Annotated in this window: 14 protein-coding genes and 1 tRNA gene; 10 read left to right on the top strand and 5 right to left on the bottom strand. The window is 66.1% G+C overall.

All coding sequences use genetic code 11. The features are described 5' to 3' along the window. Nucleotides 1-8: 8 nt before the first annotated feature. Together ruvX and SP5_RS14035 are read right to left on the bottom strand one after the other, a co-directional pair. Nucleotides 9-473, bottom strand: a complete 465-nt coding sequence (gene ruvX, locus SP5_RS14040; protein WP_167334721.1) for a Holliday junction resolvase RuvX — start codon at nt 471-473, stop codon at nt 9-11. Further along, nucleotides 470-1,576, bottom strand: a complete 1,107-nt coding sequence (locus SP5_RS14035) for a DUF3089 domain-containing protein (RefSeq protein WP_042489878.1) — start codon at nt 1,574-1,576, stop codon at nt 470-472. The genes ruvX and SP5_RS14035 overlap by 4 nt, the downstream gene beginning before the upstream one ends. A gap of 138 nt (nt 1,577-1,714) precedes the next feature. On the opposite strand from SP5_RS14035, the gene gatC reads away from it, so the two are divergent. Genes gatC through gatB form a run of 4 tightly spaced genes read left to right on the top strand, consistent with a single transcriptional unit; the run spans nt 1,715 to nt 5,371 of the window. Further along, nucleotides 1,715-2,002, top strand: a complete 288-nt coding sequence (gene gatC, locus SP5_RS14030) for an Asp-tRNA(Asn)/Glu-tRNA(Gln) amidotransferase subunit GatC (RefSeq protein ID WP_037568622.1) — start codon at nt 1,715-1,717, stop codon at nt 2,000-2,002. Further along, nucleotides 2,002-3,483 (top strand): Asp-tRNA(Asn)/Glu-tRNA(Gln) amidotransferase subunit GatA, encoded by a 1,482-nt coding sequence (gene gatA, locus SP5_RS14025; protein WP_042489876.1) that lies wholly within the window; start codon nt 2,002-2,004, stop codon nt 3,481-3,483. The genes gatC and gatA overlap by 1 nt, the downstream gene beginning before the upstream one ends. Further along, a complete protein-coding gene (locus SP5_RS14020; RefSeq protein ID WP_174435549.1) occupies nt 3,477-3,893 on the top strand; it encodes a hypothetical protein in 417 nt (138 codons plus the stop codon). The genes gatA and SP5_RS14020 overlap by 7 nt, the downstream gene beginning before the upstream one ends. Next, complete coding sequence (gatB, locus tag SP5_RS14015; protein ID WP_042489874.1) at nt 3,890-5,371, top strand: Asp-tRNA(Asn)/Glu-tRNA(Gln) amidotransferase subunit GatB; 1,482 nt, start codon at nt 3,890-3,892, stop codon at nt 5,369-5,371. The genes SP5_RS14020 and gatB overlap by 4 nt, the downstream gene beginning before the upstream one ends. 312 nt (nt 5,372-5,683) lie before the next feature. Here the strand turns inward: gatB and SP5_RS14010 are convergent, their stop codons facing one another. Continuing rightward, nucleotides 5,684-5,926: a hypothetical protein gene (locus tag SP5_RS14010; protein ID WP_042489873.1), complete on the bottom strand. Its 243-nt coding sequence runs from the start codon at nt 5,924-5,926 to the stop codon at nt 5,684-5,686. A 12-nt stretch (nt 5,927-5,938) separates the two neighbouring features. Continuing rightward, complete coding sequence (locus tag SP5_RS19545; protein ID WP_167334720.1) at nt 5,939-6,097, bottom strand: hypothetical protein; 159 nt, start codon at nt 6,095-6,097, stop codon at nt 5,939-5,941. 124 nt (nt 6,098-6,221) lie between these two features. Here SP5_RS19545 and SP5_RS14005 point away from each other — a divergent pair. Together SP5_RS14005 and tig are read left to right on the top strand one after the other, a co-directional pair. Continuing rightward, nucleotides 6,222-6,306, top strand: a tRNA-Leu gene (locus SP5_RS14005). 59 nt (nt 6,307-6,365) lie between these two features. Next, nucleotides 6,366-8,012 carry a trigger factor gene (gene tig, locus SP5_RS14000; RefSeq protein ID WP_042489871.1) on the top strand — a complete coding sequence of 549 codons (1,647 nt, stop codon included), beginning with the start codon at nt 6,366-6,368 and terminating at the stop codon, nt 8,010-8,012. 221 nt (nt 8,013-8,233) lie between these two features. Here the strand turns inward: tig and SP5_RS13995 are convergent, their stop codons facing one another. Then, complete coding sequence (locus SP5_RS13995) at nt 8,234-9,592, bottom strand: hypothetical protein (protein ID WP_042489869.1); 1,359 nt, start codon at nt 9,590-9,592, stop codon at nt 8,234-8,236. A gap of 168 nt (nt 9,593-9,760) precedes the next feature. Between SP5_RS13995 and SP5_RS13990 the strand changes: the two genes are divergently transcribed. The 4 genes from SP5_RS13990 (at nt 9,761) to SP5_RS13975 (ending at nt 13,570) form a co-directional block, all read left to right on the top strand. Further along, nucleotides 9,761-10,708, top strand: a complete 948-nt coding sequence (locus SP5_RS13990) for a glycosyltransferase family 2 protein (RefSeq protein ID WP_439645620.1) — start codon at nt 9,761-9,763, stop codon at nt 10,706-10,708. Between the two features lie 123 nt (nt 10,709-10,831). Beyond that, nucleotides 10,832-11,521, top strand: coding sequence for an ATP-dependent Clp endopeptidase proteolytic subunit ClpP (gene clpP, locus SP5_RS13985; protein WP_042489867.1), 690 nt, complete (start codon nt 10,832-10,834; stop codon nt 11,519-11,521). A gap of 112 nt (nt 11,522-11,633) precedes the next feature. Continuing rightward, nucleotides 11,634-12,905 carry an ATP-dependent Clp protease ATP-binding subunit ClpX gene (gene clpX, locus SP5_RS13980; protein WP_042489865.1) on the top strand — a complete coding sequence of 424 codons (1,272 nt, stop codon included), beginning with the start codon at nt 11,634-11,636 and terminating at the stop codon, nt 12,903-12,905. Between the two features lie 74 nt (nt 12,906-12,979). After that, nucleotides 12,980-13,570, top strand: a complete 591-nt coding sequence (locus tag SP5_RS13975; RefSeq protein WP_042489918.1) for a GNAT family N-acetyltransferase — start codon at nt 12,980-12,982, stop codon at nt 13,568-13,570. The last annotated feature ends 177 nt before the right edge of the window (nt 13,571-13,747 follow it).

Genomic DNA, 13,747 nt, shown 5'->3' with positions numbered 1-13,747 from the left:
GAATGCTTCTACGCCATCACCAGCGCGTCGATCGCGGCTTGCAGGATATGCGCGGCGGCGAGGTTGTCGATCCGCTCGGCGCGCTTGGCGCGGCTCATATCCTGTTCGATCATCGTGCGTTCGACCGCGACCGTCGACCAGCGCTCGTCCCACAGCAATATGGGGCCGAGATCGGCGCAGTTGCGCGCGAAGCTGCGCGTCGATTGCGAGCGTGGGCTTTCGCTGCCGTCCAGGTTCAGCGGCAGGCCGATGACCAAGCCCTGCACGCCCTGCTGCGCGATCATCGCGATCAGCTGTTCCTTGTCCTTGGTGAACTTGGTCCGGCGGATGAGGGTGGCGGGGCTGGCGAAGCTCCACCCGGCATCGCACAGCGCGGTGCCGACCGTCTTGGTGCCGACGTCCAGCCCGATCAGCCGCCCGCCGGAGGGCAGGGCGTTACGAAATTCGGTACGGTCGGTGGTGATCAGGCTCATCGAAAGGCTTTCAAACGGCGATCCGCATCGGCGCGGACATTCGCCCAGAACAGGCTATAGTCATAGACGTGATAATTGTTGCCCGGCAGCACATAGGGGCCGACGCTCGGCCCCTCGCCGATGGTCAGGATGCCGCGCCCCTCGCATCTGGCGGGGACCTTGCCCGCCGCGATGGCGGCGGTCTTCAGGTCGGCGGACGGATAGAGCGTGCCCAGATTGGCGGTCGCGGGCGCAGCGACGCCGGGCGTACCCGTCAAGGGGTTGGTGCAGAGCATCGCGGTGTCCTTGCGAGGCGCGCCGGTGTAACCGTTGGTCTGGTCGAACACGTCGAGGATCAATGACGGGTCGGCGGGTTCGCCGAAGCTCTGCCAGCTGAGGATGCAGCCGGTCTGGTCGGGTGCCGCACAGGCGGGCAAACCCATGGCGGGCAGGTCGGCGGTCATCGAGATCGGCCAGCCGACGACATAGGCCGCGACGATCCGCCGCTTGAGCGCCGGGTCCTTGGCTACCCGGTCGGTCAGCAGCCGCGACAGGTGCAGCGCGCCCTGGCTGTGCCCCGCCAGGATCAGCGGGCGGTTGGGATCGACCTGTTCCAGAAAGGCGGTAAATGCCGCGTCCACGTCGCGATAGGCGAGGTCGAGCGCGCGCTCGGCATCCGCCACGCTGGTCAGGAACGCGCCGAAGGTCGCCTGGCGATAGCGCGGTGCCCAGATGTCGCCCGACCCGTTGAAGGCGCTTGCCTGTCCGCGCAGGAACAGCTCGGCCCGGCCATTGGTCTCGGGATCGTCTAGCGGTGCGTTCCAGTGCGCCTTGCTGACATAGGACGTCGGATGGATGAAGAAGACCGCCGCCCCTCGGCCGGGCTGGCCGGGCGTATAGCCGGTCGGCGTCCAGAGCGCCGGGTTGCCCGGCAGGTCGGGGCGCGCCAGCCACATCTTGCGATCGCGATATGCCTCGGCCCGTGTCGTCGCCTGGGTCTGGAACGACTCGGAGGGGACGGTCGACCAGCGAAGCAGCTGGTTGCCGAACAGGCGATAGGCGAAGGCCGCCGCGATCGTCAGCACGATGAGCGCCGCCACGACATAGAGGAATTTGCGCGCCAAATCATCACTCCGTTGTGCGGTGCAGCAAAACAGGACGGCCCGCAATTGCTATCCATGATGCCCCACTTGCCCCCATTGCAATCGCCAAGGCGGCAAAAGCGTTGCGCGAAGCCGCGCGGCGATGCTAGCCGCAAATCCATGTCCGTAGATACCGCAACCGTGAAGAAGATCGCGAGCCTCGCCCGCATCGCGATCACCGAGGAGGACGCGACGCGCCTCGCCCCCGAGCTTGGGAATATCCTGGGCTGGATCGAGCAACTGGGCGAGGTCGACACCCAAGGGGTCGAGCCGATGACCGCGGTGATCCCGAACCAGCTTCGCCTGCGCGACGACGTCGTCAATGACGGCGGCATCCGCGACCTCCTCATGCAGAATGCGCCGCAGGCCGAACATGGCTTCTTCACGGTGCCCAAGGTGATCGAATAATGACTGATCTCACCACACTCGGCATCGCCGCCATCCGCGACGGCGTGCGCGATGGCCAGTTCAAGGCCCGCGAAGTCGCCGAGGCCTTCAACGCCAAGGTCGCGAGCGCGAAGGCGCTCAACGCTTTCCTGGTCGAGACACCGGAACACGCCCTCGCCGCCGCCGATGCGGCCGATGCGGCGCGCGCCGCTGGCGAAACCCTGAAGCCGCTGGCCGGTGTGCCGATCGGCATGAAGGATTTGTTCGCGACCAAGGGCGTCGCAACCACCGCCGCCAGCAAGATCCTGGAAGGCTTCGTGCCGCCCTACGAATCGACGGTTTCGCAGAATCTGTGGAATGCGGGCGCGGGGATGCTCGGCAAGCTGAACCTCGACCAGTTCGCCATGGGTTCGTCCAACGAGACCAGCGCGTTCGGTAACGTGATTTCGCCCTGGCGGCGCCCGAACGACACCGCTCCGCTCGCCCCCGGCGGGTCGTCGGGCGGGTCGTCGACGGCGGTGTCGGCGGGGTTGGCTCCCGGCGCGACCGGCACCGACACCGGTGGTTCGATCCGCCAGCCCGCCGCCTTCACCGGCATTTCGGGCATCAAGCCGACCTATGGCCGCTGTTCGCGCTGGGGCACGATCGCCTTCGCCTCCTCGCTCGACCAGGCGGGGCCGATGGCGCGCGATGTGCGCGACTGCGCGATCATGCTGGAGGCGATGGCGGGTTTCGACGCCAAGGACGCGACCTCGCTGAAGCTCGACGTGCCCAACTGGGAAGCCGCGCTGTCGGCGGACCTGAAGGGCAAGCGTGTCGGCGTGCCCAAGGAATACCGCGTCGACGGTATGCCCGCCGAGATCGAGGCGCTGTGGCAGCAGGGCATCGCCTGGATGCGCGATGCGGGCGCGGAGATCGTCGAGGTCTCGCTGCCGCACACCAAATACGCGCTGCCCGCTTATTACATCATCGCGCCTGCCGAGGCGTCGTCCAACCTCGCCCGTTATGACGGCGTGCGGTACGGCCTGCGCGACCTGCCCGAAGGGGCGGGGTTGCAGGACATGTACGCCGCGACCCGCGCCGCCGGGTTCGGCGACGAGGTGAAGCGCCGCATCCTGATCGGCACCTATGTCCTGTCGGCGGGCTTCTACGACGCCTATTACACCCAGGCGCAGAAGGTCCGCACGCTGATCGCCCGCGATTTCGAGCGCGCGTTCGAGCAGTGCGATGTGCTCCTCACCCCGACCGCGCCCTCGGCGGCGTTCGCGCTGGGCGAGAAGCAGGCCGATCCGCTGGCCATGTACCTCAACGACGTGTTCACGGTGCCCGCCTCGCTGGCCGGGCTGCCCGCCATGTCGGTGCCGGGCGGGCTGGACAAGGACGGGCTGCCGCTCGGCCTTCAGATCATCGGCAAGCCGCTGGACGAGCAGGGCGTGCTGAACGCCGGGCTCGCCATCGAGCAGCGCGCGGGCTTCACTGCCCGTCCGCAGGCCTGGTGGTAAGCGACCGCGCCTTTTCGGCCCGCAACATCGCCGTGTTGCGGGAGGCACAGGGCGCCCTGAACGTCGCGTTCGGGGCGATCCTGAGCGCCTATGTCGGCGTGTCGCTGAACCATATGGAAAGCCAGCCCTTCGACCATCACACGCTGGCGCGCTTCTTTCTGGGCGTGGCGGGCTTCATCCTGTGCCTGTGCGTCGGCAACAGCGTGATCCTGCGCGGTGAGGTGCGGCTGGGCGTCCTGTTCCTGCTGCTGGGCGCAGGCGCGGCCTATATCGGGTTGCGCGAGGCGCGGCATCTCGGCTTCGAGACGTCCGTCCTGCGCATCCTGTCGACCTGCTGGATCGTCGCCCTGCTGGGCAGCAACGCCGTCCTGACGGCGATCAACTATCTTCATCATCGAGATCGAACATGAGCGAATATCGCATCCAGGGCGCGACGGGGGAATGGGAGGTCGTGATCGGCCTGGAAGTCCATGCCCAGGTCACTTCCAACGCCAAGCTGTTCTCCGGCGCGGCGACCGCGTTCGGTGCGGAGCCGAACACCCAGGTCTCGCTGGTCGACGCGGCGATGCCCGGCATGCTGCCCGTGCCCAACATGGAGTGTATCCGCCAGGCGGTGCGCACCGGCATGGCCATCGATGCGCAGATCAACAAATGGTCGCGCTTCGACCGGAAGAACTACTTCTACGCCGACCTTCCACAGGGTTATCAGATCAGCCAGCTCTACCACCCGCTGGTGGGTGAGGGCGCGATCGAGATCAGCCTGGACGAGAAGAATCCCGACGGCCCGACCAAGTCGATCGGCGTCGAGCGTATCCATGTCGAGCAGGATGCGGGCAAGCTGATGCACGACCAGCATCCGACACGCTCGTACGTCGACCTCAACCGCTCGGGCGTCGCGCTGATGGAGATCGTCAGCCGCCCCGACATGCGTTCTCCGGCAGAAGCAGGGGCTTATCTCCGCAAGCTGCGCGCGATCCTGCGGTACGTGGGGTCGTGCGACGGCAATATGGAAGAGGGCTCGATGCGCGCCGACGTGAACGTGTCGGTCCGCAAGCCCGGCGACGAATTCGGCACCCGGACCGAGACGAAGAACGTCAACTCGGTCCGCTTCGTCATGGCAGCCATCGAATATGAGGCCAAGCGCCAGGTCGCGGTGCTGGAGGACGGCGGCAAGATCGTCCAGGAAACCCGCCTGTTCAACGTCGAGAGCGGCACCACCCGCTCGATGCGGTCGAAGGAGGATGCGCATGATTACCGCTACTTCCCCGATCCCGATCTGCTGCCGCTGGAGCTGACTGACGCGTTCCTTGAGGAATGCCGCGCCAGCCTGCCCGAGCTGCCCGATGCCAAGCGTCGCCGGTACGAGGCGCTGGGCCTGACCGCCTATAACGCGGGCGTGCTGACCGCCGAGGTCGAAACCGCGCGCTGGTTCGATACGCTGCTGGGTGCGCTGGAAGGCTCGCAGGCCAAGCCCGCACAGGCGGCGAACTGGGTCGCGGCCGAGCTGTTCGGCGCGCTGAACCGGCTGGGGAAGGACATCACCGAGAGTCCGGTGTCGCCTGCCCAGGCCGCCGAATTGCTGGCGCTGGTCGCCGACGGCACGCTGTCGGGGAGTCTCTCCAAGCAGGTGTTCGAGATCATGCTGGAGACGGGCGATGGTCCGTCGAAGATCGTCGAGGAGCGCGGCCTCAAGCAGACCAGCGACACGGGCGCGATCGAGGCGGTGATCGCCGAGGTTCTGGAGAAGAACCCCAACCAGTTGGGCCAGTACCGCGCGGGCAAGGACGCGCTGTTCGGGTTCTTCGTCGGGCAGACGATGAAGGCGATGGGCGGCAAGGCCAATCCGGCGGTGGTGAACGACCTGTTGAAAAAGGCGCTGGCCGGGTGATTTAGCGCCGCTCCCCCTCCCGCACGCGGGAGGGGGCTGGGGGGGAGGGCAGGGAGCCTCGCAGAGAGGGCATGTCCTGTAGCTTTCCCTCCCCCATCCCCTCCCGCCTGCGGGAGGGGCGTGCTTCTGGGCGGGCCGTTTACGCTATCGTGAGCTTTGGATTCAGCAAACGGTCTGCGGCAATCCTCACACCTCACCCCGCGCATCTCCCCTCCCGCAAGCGGGAGGGGTCGGGACCCTGCGCATCTCCCCTCCCGCAAGCGGGAGGGGTCGGGGGAGGGCAACGGTGTCTCACCGAGACCACCCCCTCAATTACTGCGCATCCAGATCCTGGTTCCGCACCACGCCGCCGGTCCCACCGACGCCGTCATGCTCGCCGGTATCGGTAAACGTTACCGGCTCCTCACCACCCTCACCGCGCTTCACCGCATCGGAACGCGCCTCGACAGCCTGTTCGATATCGCTGCGCGGGTCTTCGCGCGGCGGGCTGTCCGGGTTGTTCTCCGGCGCTTCGCCGGGCGGGCTGTCGGGATGGTTTTCGGGGTTGGTCGCCATGATCGGCTCCTTTCAGATCTGGGGCGGCTGGGCGGTGCCGGGATCGCCCGGACCCACGCCGGGGGCGGGCTGATCGATATCCGGGCCGGGCGGCACGATTTCGGGTGGCGGCGTGTCGGGTTGCGCCGGTTGGGTCGGCTGCGGGCTTTCGGGCGGGGGCTGAGTGGCCATGATCGCTCTCCGTTTCTGGGGCTGGGGAGGGCATAAACGCACTGCGCGCACCGATGTTGCCTGTTGTCCCTTGCCGAAGCCGCCCATGGTGATATAGACGCGCGCCCATCGGCGGTGTCCTCGTGCGGGCGTGGCGGAACTGGTAGACGCGCTGGATTTAGGTTCCAGTATCGTAAGATGTGGGGGTTCGAGTCCCTTCGCCCGCACCAGTCCCCGGTCACAACGGGGCGACAGCCACACGGAATTTCTCCAGATTGAAGGCCTTTAGATGCAGACTGTCGAGACGCTGAACGAGGGGCTGAAGCGCGCCTACACGCTCACCATCACTGCCAAGGACATCGAGGGTAAGGTCGATGCCGAGCTGAAGCGGATCGCTCCGCAGATGAAGATGCCCGGCTTCCGCCCCGGCAAGGTGCCCGCGAACCTGGTCCGCAAGATGCACGGCCCGGCGCTCCTTCAGGACGCGCTGAACACCGCGCTGCAGGAAGGCGTGCAGTCGCTGATCGCCGAGCAGAATCTGCGCCCGGCGATGCAGCCGCAGGTCGAGCTGGTCGGTGAGTATGAAGAGGGCAAGGACGCCACGCTGAATGTCACGCTCGAGGTTCTGCCGACCGTCCCGACCCCGGCGATCGACGCGCTGAAGCTCGAGCGCCTGACCGTGCCGGTCGCCGATGAGGCGGTGGACGAGCAGCTCCAGAAGTTCGCCGATCAGCAGAAGCGTTGGGACGATGCGGGCGACAAGGCCGCGGCGGAAGGCGATCAGGTCACCGTCGACTTCGTCGGCAAGACCGCCGATGGCGTCGCCTTCGAGGGCGGCTCGGGCGAGGACATGGCCGTCGAGATCGGCGGCGGTCGCCTGATCCCCGGTTTCGAGGACCAGCTGGTCGGCGTGAAGGCCGGTGAAGAGAAGCAGATTTCGGTCACCTTCCCCGAGGACTATCCCGCCAAGGACCTGGCCGGTCAGCCCGCGACCTTCGACCTGACGATCAAGTCGGTGAAGACCGCTGGCGAAGCCAAGGTCGACGACGAGATGGCGAAGAATCTGGGCCTGGAAAGCCTGGAGCAGCTGCGCGGCCTGCTGAAGGGGCAGATCGAGCAGGAGCATAACGGCCTGACCCGCACCTATATGAAGCGCAAGCTGCTCGACCAGCTGGCCGATGGTCATGACTTCGAGGTTCCGCCGTCGATGGTCGAGGCCGAATTCTCGCAGATCTGGGCGCAGCTCGAGCATGAAGCCACGCACGAGGAAGACCCCGAGGCCGCCAAGGCCGAGATGGAAAAGGAGCGCGACGATTATAAGAAGATCGCCGAGCGCCGCGTCCGTCTGGGCCTGCTCCTCTCAGAGATCGGCCAGGCCAACGGCGTCGAAGTGACCGCGCAGGAAATGAACCGTCTGATCGCGCAGGCCGCACAGCAGTACGGCCCGGAAGATCGCCAGCGCTTCATCCAGTATGTCCAGCAGGAGCCGATGGCCGCCGCCCAGCTGCGCGCCCCGCTCTATGAGGACAAGGTCGTCGACTTCCTGTTCGGCAAGGCCGAGATCACCGATCGCGAGACCACCCGCGAGGAGCTGGAAGCCGCGATCGAGAGCGAGGACGGTTTCGCGACCGGCACGCACGTCCACAACCATGATCATGACCACGACCATGGCAAGAAGAAGCCCGCCAAGACGAAGGCCAAGAAGGCCGATGCCGACGTGACCGAGGACGCGGCCGCCGACGACGCCGAGGCCGAGAAGAAGCCGGCCCGCGCCAAGAAAGCGGCTCCGGCCGAGGACGAAGTGGAAGCGGCCGAGGAAGCCCCCGCGAAGAAGCCGCGCGCCAAGAAGGCCGCTGCTCCGGCGGAAGGCGAAGCGGACGCCGCCGAGGCGCCCGCAAAGAAGCCGCGTGCCAAGAAGGCTGCGCCGACCGAATAAGGACGGCCTGCGCGGGCTTCGGCCCACCGATGGATAAAGAGGGCGGCCGCGCAAGCGGTCGCCCTTTTGTCGTTCAGGTCCGCCGTGCTTTTAAAATAAGATGATATGATATGGGCTTACCCCTCCCCTTCAGGGGGGGGCGGGGGTGGGGCGCCTCCACGAATTCCGCGCTTGTGGCGAGGCCCCACCCCAACCCCTCCCCTTCAGGGGAGGGGCTCGCGTTAGTTCAAGGCAATATCATCACGGTCAAGAACCGGGCGTCGAGCAGCGGCGATGACGAAACAGGCGGCGAGCAGCGGCAGCAGCCACAGCACCCGGCTCTGGTAACGATCATCGGGGCCGGACAGATCGCCGGTGATGGCCGCGTTGAGCAGGAGCGTCGCAACGACCAGCCCCGCCAGACCCAGCAGCCGCCACCGCCGATGGCGTATCGCCCAGACGAGCATCAGGGGCAGCAGCAGGACGACGGCCATCGCCACCGCGACGTCGGGCGCGAATTTCAGCGGATCGAGCGCCCCGCGCTGTTGCCGCGACACCGCAAACGCCCGGTAGGCATCCGGCAGTCGGGCTTTCAGGATGTGGGCAATCTGCATGTCGGCGGCATAGGGCGGCAGCACGCCCTTGCGAACGGTCGTCAGTTGCTCGGCAAAGCCCCGCCACGTCAATGCCGCGACGCCGCCGGGATCGTCGTGCAGGACCGTTCGGATGATCGTCCGTTGCTCGGCGACCGCGCCTGCCCGGTCGCGATGGAGCATCGCGCCAATCGGTGAGCGCTGGTCCCAGAGATAGCCCTGACCCGGCTTGGCGATCGACGGATCGTCGACCAGCGGCCGCACCGCGCAATGGGCGAGCGCCCGTTCGCGACAGAGCCGCGCCAGCGTCGGTTGCGCCACATGTCCGTCAAAGAGGCGTGCGAGCAGGAAGGTGTCGGACGACAAAGCGGGCCTGAACTCATACCCCGCCACCCGGTTCAGGCCGCTCAGACCCATCAGCGTCAGCGCGATGGCCAGCGCGGCGGGCAGGGATCGCCGGATCGTCTCGCGCCACCCCGTGCCGCTTATCGGGATGGCGACCGCCGCCAGCCCCAGAAGCCCCGCCGCCAACAGCATATGGCTGAGATGCACCGCGATCAGCAGCGCCAGCACGGCGGCCAGTCCGACGCGCTGCCATAGCGGCGTATCGGAAGGGCGGGCGAGCAGCGCGAACAGGACCAGCGGCACGAAGCCGGTGGCGATGTCGGGCATGATCTGGCCGACGAACCAGGGCAGGCTGCTCCCCAGGGCCAGAAGGGCGCAGGTCACGACCAGATTCTGCGCGTTCAGGCGGCCGCCACCGATGGCCAGCGTCATCGCGATGATCAGCACGCTGCCGATCGCCTGAACCGCGACGATCCCCCAGACCCCCGTGAGCCACAAAGGCAATCCGATCGCGAGGCCGTAAACGGGCGGCCGATCGGTCGGGTAGAAGAGGTCGAGCGGTATCCGCAAATAGGTGCCCGAATCGGCGAAGACCAACGGGAAGCCGTTGGCGACCGCGACCCAGGACAGGATCGCCGCCCCCAGCACGACCGCAGGCGTCATCCGCCATGATATTCCGGGGCGCGGTCGATCCGGCTTTGACTCGTTCATGGCGCAGCTTAGGGATATGGCCGATCCGGGGGCAAGCCTGACGGCCGCCGTCTCGCTTTAGGTCGCGATCCGCCATAAGGGGCATCGCTTCGGCTGACCATACGGCCGCACGAGGGAAGAATGATGGACTATCAGGGGGCCGCGCCAAGCATTGCGGTGCTGTTGCCATGCTATAACGAGGAAGCGGCGATCGCCCAGACGATCGCGGGCTTCCGCGAGGCGCTGCCGACTGCGACCATCTATGTCTATGACAATAACAGCAAGGACCGCACGGTCGAGGTCGCCCGCGCGGCGGGTGCCGTGGTCCGGTCGGAGCGTATCCAGGGCAAGGGCGCGGTCGTGCGTCGCATGTTCGCCGATATCGATGCCGACATCTATGTGATGGCGGATGGCGATGCGACCTATGACGCCGCCTCGGCGCCCGATCTGGTCGCGCGCATGGTCGAGGAGCAACTCGACATGGTGGTCGGCCAGCGGGTGAGCGAGGCCGAACTTGCCTATCGTCGCGGGCATCGCTTCGGCAATGCCATGCTGACGGGGATGCTCGCCAAGCTGTTCGGGCGGAGTTTCACCGATATCCTATCGGGTTATCGCGTCTTCTCGCGCCGCTTCGTCAAGAGCTTCCCGGTCCTGTCGGTGGGCTTCGAGATCGAGACCGAGATCAGCGTCCATGCGCTGGAACTGAAAATGCCCTGCGCAGAGATCGCCACGCCCTATTATGCGCGGCCTGAAGGCTCGGCGTCGAAGCTGAGCACCTATTCGGACGGCTGGCGCATCCTGCGCACCATCCTGAAGCTGTACCGGATCGAGCGGCCGATGTGGTTCTTCGGCGCGGTTGCTGGCCTGTTCGCGGCGCTTGCCATCCTGCTGGCCGTGCCGATCGTGCTGACCTATCTCCACACGCATCAGGTCCCGCGCTTCCCGACCGCGATCCTGTCTACCGGGCTGATGCTGCTCGCTGCGCTGAACATCTTCACCGGCCTGATCCTCGATACCGTGGTGCGTGGGCGGCAGGAGGTGCGGCGGCTGGCCTATCTGGCGCTGCCCGCGCCCGGCAACCTGCGCTAATCCGATTTTCACGCCTGAAAGCCATAAACGCTGCACGGCAGCATCCTTGGGAGGCTGCCGGGGCTTGAATATGCGCGGGCATCACGCGACATAGGGGCTCTTCTGGGCATAAGAGAGATTTCCATGCACAATCCGTTCGAGACCGGCGATTTCGCGAGCCCGCTGGCTATGGCTGGCGTCGGGCTGCGGCAGACGCAGGCCGGGCTGGTTCCGATCGTCATCGAACAGTCGAACCGCGGCGAACGGTCGTTCGATATCTTCAGCCGCCTGCTGCGCGAGCGCATCATCTTCGTCACCGGTGGTGTCGAGGACGGCATGGCCTCGCTGATCTGCGCACAGCTGCTGTTCCTTGAGTCGGAAAATCCGAAGAAAGACATCTACATGTACATCAACTCGCCGGGCGGTGTCGTCACGGCGGGCATGGCGATCCATGACACGATGCAGTATATCCGGCCGCGCGTCGGCACGCTGTGCATCGGCCAGGCCGCCTCGATGGGCAGCTTCCTGCTGTCGGCGGGTGAGCCGGGCATGCGCGTCGCAACCACGAACAGCCGCATCATGATCCACCAGCCCTCGGGCGGGGCGCAGGGCATGGCGGCCGATATCGAGATCCAGGCGCGCGAAATCCTGCGCATGCGGCACTTCCTGAACACGCTGTACGCCAAGTACACCGGCAAGCCGCTGGAAGAGATCGAGCGCGCGATGGACCGCGACAAGTTCATGAGCGCCGAGGAAGCCAAGGAATTCGGCCTGATCGACCAGGTGTTCGACAAGCGTCCGACCCCGGCCGACGACGCAACGACCGCCGCATAAGGCGGATCGTTCACCGTGAACGGTTTATTTCGATTGTGACTTTATAGGGGTGCGGTACGATGCGCACCCCGGCAACGGTAGCGCACCGCTTCAATGGTGCGAGAGGTGATTGATGGACAAGGTGAGCGGTGGCAACTCGAAAAGCACCCTCTATTGCTCGTTCTGCGGCAAGTCGCAGCACGAGGTGCGCAAGCTGATCGCGGGGCCGACCGTCTTCATTTGCGACGAGTGCGTGGAGCTGTGCAACGACATCATCCGTGAGGAGACCAAGTCCGCTTTGGTGTCCAAGAAGGATGGTGGCGTGCCGACGCCGCAGGAAATCTGCAACGTGCTCGACGACTATGTCATCGGGCAGAAGCAGGCCAAGCGTGTCCTGTCGGTCGCGGTGCATAACCATTACAAGCGTCTGAACCACGGCGCGAAGGGTGCCGACGTCGAACTCGCCAAGTCGAACATCCTGCTCGTCGGCCCTACGGGGTGCGGCAAGACGCTGCTGGCGCAGACGCTGGCGCGCATCCTCGACGTGCCCTTCACCATGGCGGACGCGACGACGCTGACCGAGGCCGGTTATGTCGGTGAGGACGTCGAGAACATCATCCTGAAGCTGCTTCAGGCGTCGGATTACAATGTCGAGCGCGCGCAGCGCGGCATCGTCTATATCGACGAGATCGACAAGATCAGCCGCAAGGCCGAGAATCCCTCGATCACCCGCGACGTGTCGGGCGAGGGCGTTCAGCAGGCGCTCCTGAAGCTGATGGAGGGCACGACCGCCAGCGTTCCGCCCCAGGGCGGCCGCAAGCATCCGCAGCAGGAATTCCTGCAGGTCGACACGACGAACATCCTGTTCATCTGCGGCGGCGCGTTTGCGGGTCTGGAAAAGATCATCGGCGACCGTCTGCAGGGCAAGTCGATCGGCTTCGGTGCCTATGTCGCGGCACCGGAGGAAAAGCGCACAGGTGAATATCTGCGCCAGACCGAGCCGGAGGATCTGCTCAAGTTCGGCCTGATCCCCGAATTCGTCGGCCGTCTGCCGGTCATCGCGACGCTGGAAGACCTCGACATCGCGGCGCTGGTCAAGATCCTGTCCGAGCCGAAGAATGCGCTGGTCAAACAGTATCAGAAGCTGTTCGAGATGGAGAATGTCGAACTCGACTTTACCGACGATGCGCTGACCACGGTCGCCAAGAAGGCGATCGAGCGCAAGACCGGAGCGCGCGGGCTTCGCTCGATCCTGGAGGGCATATTGCTCGACACCATGTTCGACCTGCCTGGCATGGACGGCGTCGACGAGGTGATGGTCGACAAGGACGTGGTCGAGGGCCGCAAGGAACCGATCCGCGTCTATGCCGAAAAGGCCAAGAAGACGGACGGCGCGGCGGCCTGATCGGCTTCGCGACGTTGTGAATGGATGGCGGGCGCTTCCCCTTGGGAGGCGCCCGTTTCTACATGAGGAATGCGATGGTGACGATCCGTGAGGCGGGGGCGGGTGACCGTGCGGCGGTGGCGACGATGCTGGGCCGCGCCTTTGCCGACGATCCGGCCATGTCCTACATCTTCCCCGATGCCGCCGACCGGGCGAAACGGCTGCCGCGCCTGTTCGCGCTGCTGTTCGACAGCGATGCGGTAGGAATGCGGCTGGTCAGCCAGGATGCCGATGCCGGGACCTTCTGGCGGCCGCCGGGACAGGCGCATGTGCCTATGGCCGCTTATATCCGGCGGCTGATCCCGGTATTGCATGCCTTGGGGGCGTCGCTGCCGCGCGCCATGCGACTGGGCGATGCGATCGAGGCGCAGTTTCCGAACAAACCCTTCTGGTATCTGCACATCGCCGGTGTCGATCCAGCGCGGCAGGGGCGCGGGCTGGGCGGCGCGTCGATCCGGGCGGGGCTGGCCCGGTGCGATGCGGACGCTATGCCCGCCTATCTGGAGACGGCGACCGAGGGCAATGTCGGGCTTTATGCGCGGCTGGGGTTCGAACTGACCGGCGAATGGTCGGTGCCCGGCGGCGGCCCGCGCTTCTGGTCGATGATCCGGCCGGTCGGCGGCTGATCCTCCCCGGCACGGGGAGGGGGAGCATCGCATAGCGATGGTGGAGGGGGCGTGCGGCTAGGAATGTCCTATGAGGCAAGCCCCCCTCCTTCAGCGCTGAAGCGCTGCCACCTCCCCGTGCCGGGGAGGATATTGGCTTCATCCCACGCGTTGCCGCTCCGAACAGGAGACGCAGCG

The organism is Sphingomonas parapaucimobilis NBRC 15100 (assembly GCF_000787715.1).
Classification (GTDB): Bacteria; Pseudomonadota; Alphaproteobacteria; order Sphingomonadales; family Sphingomonadaceae; genus Sphingomonas; species Sphingomonas parapaucimobilis.
The sequence above is the reverse complement of the archived record's forward strand: the minus strand, read 5'-3'. Positions and strand labels throughout refer to the sequence as shown.

Excerpts from the sequence above, each read along its gene's own strand:
- gatB (WP_042489874.1), top strand. The coding sequence starts at position 3,890 with ATGAGCGAATATCGCATCCAGGGCGCGACGGGGGAATGGGAGGTCGTG.
- clpX (WP_042489865.1), top strand. The coding sequence starts at position 11,634 with ATGGACAAGGTGAGCGGTGGCAACTCGAAAAGCACCCTCTATTGCTCG.
- ruvX (WP_167334721.1), bottom strand. The coding sequence starts at position 473 with ATGAGCCTGATCACCACCGACCGTACCGAATTTCGTAACGCCCTGCCC.
- SP5_RS13975 (WP_042489918.1), top strand. The coding sequence starts at position 12,980 with ATGGTGACGATCCGTGAGGCGGGGGCGGGTGACCGTGCGGCGGTGGCG.
- clpP (WP_042489867.1), top strand. The coding sequence starts at position 10,832 with ATGCACAATCCGTTCGAGACCGGCGATTTCGCGAGCCCGCTGGCTATG.
- SP5_RS19545 (WP_167334720.1), bottom strand. The coding sequence starts at position 6,097 with ATGGCCACTCAGCCCCCGCCCGAAAGCCCGCAGCCGACCCAACCGGCG.
- tig (WP_042489871.1), top strand. The coding sequence starts at position 6,366 with ATGCAGACTGTCGAGACGCTGAACGAGGGGCTGAAGCGCGCCTACACG.
- SP5_RS14010 (WP_042489873.1), bottom strand. The coding sequence starts at position 5,926 with ATGGCGACCAACCCCGAAAACCATCCCGACAGCCCGCCCGGCGAAGCG.
- gatC (WP_037568622.1), top strand. The coding sequence starts at position 1,715 with ATGTCCGTAGATACCGCAACCGTGAAGAAGATCGCGAGCCTCGCCCGC.
- SP5_RS13990 (WP_439645620.1), top strand. The coding sequence starts at position 9,761 with ATGATGGACTATCAGGGGGCCGCGCCAAGCATTGCGGTGCTGTTGCCA.
- SP5_RS13995 (WP_042489869.1), bottom strand. The coding sequence starts at position 9,592 with ATGACGCCTGCGGTCGTGCTGGGGGCGGCGATCCTGTCCTGGGTCGCG.
- gatA (WP_042489876.1), top strand. The coding sequence starts at position 2,002 with ATGACTGATCTCACCACACTCGGCATCGCCGCCATCCGCGACGGCGTG.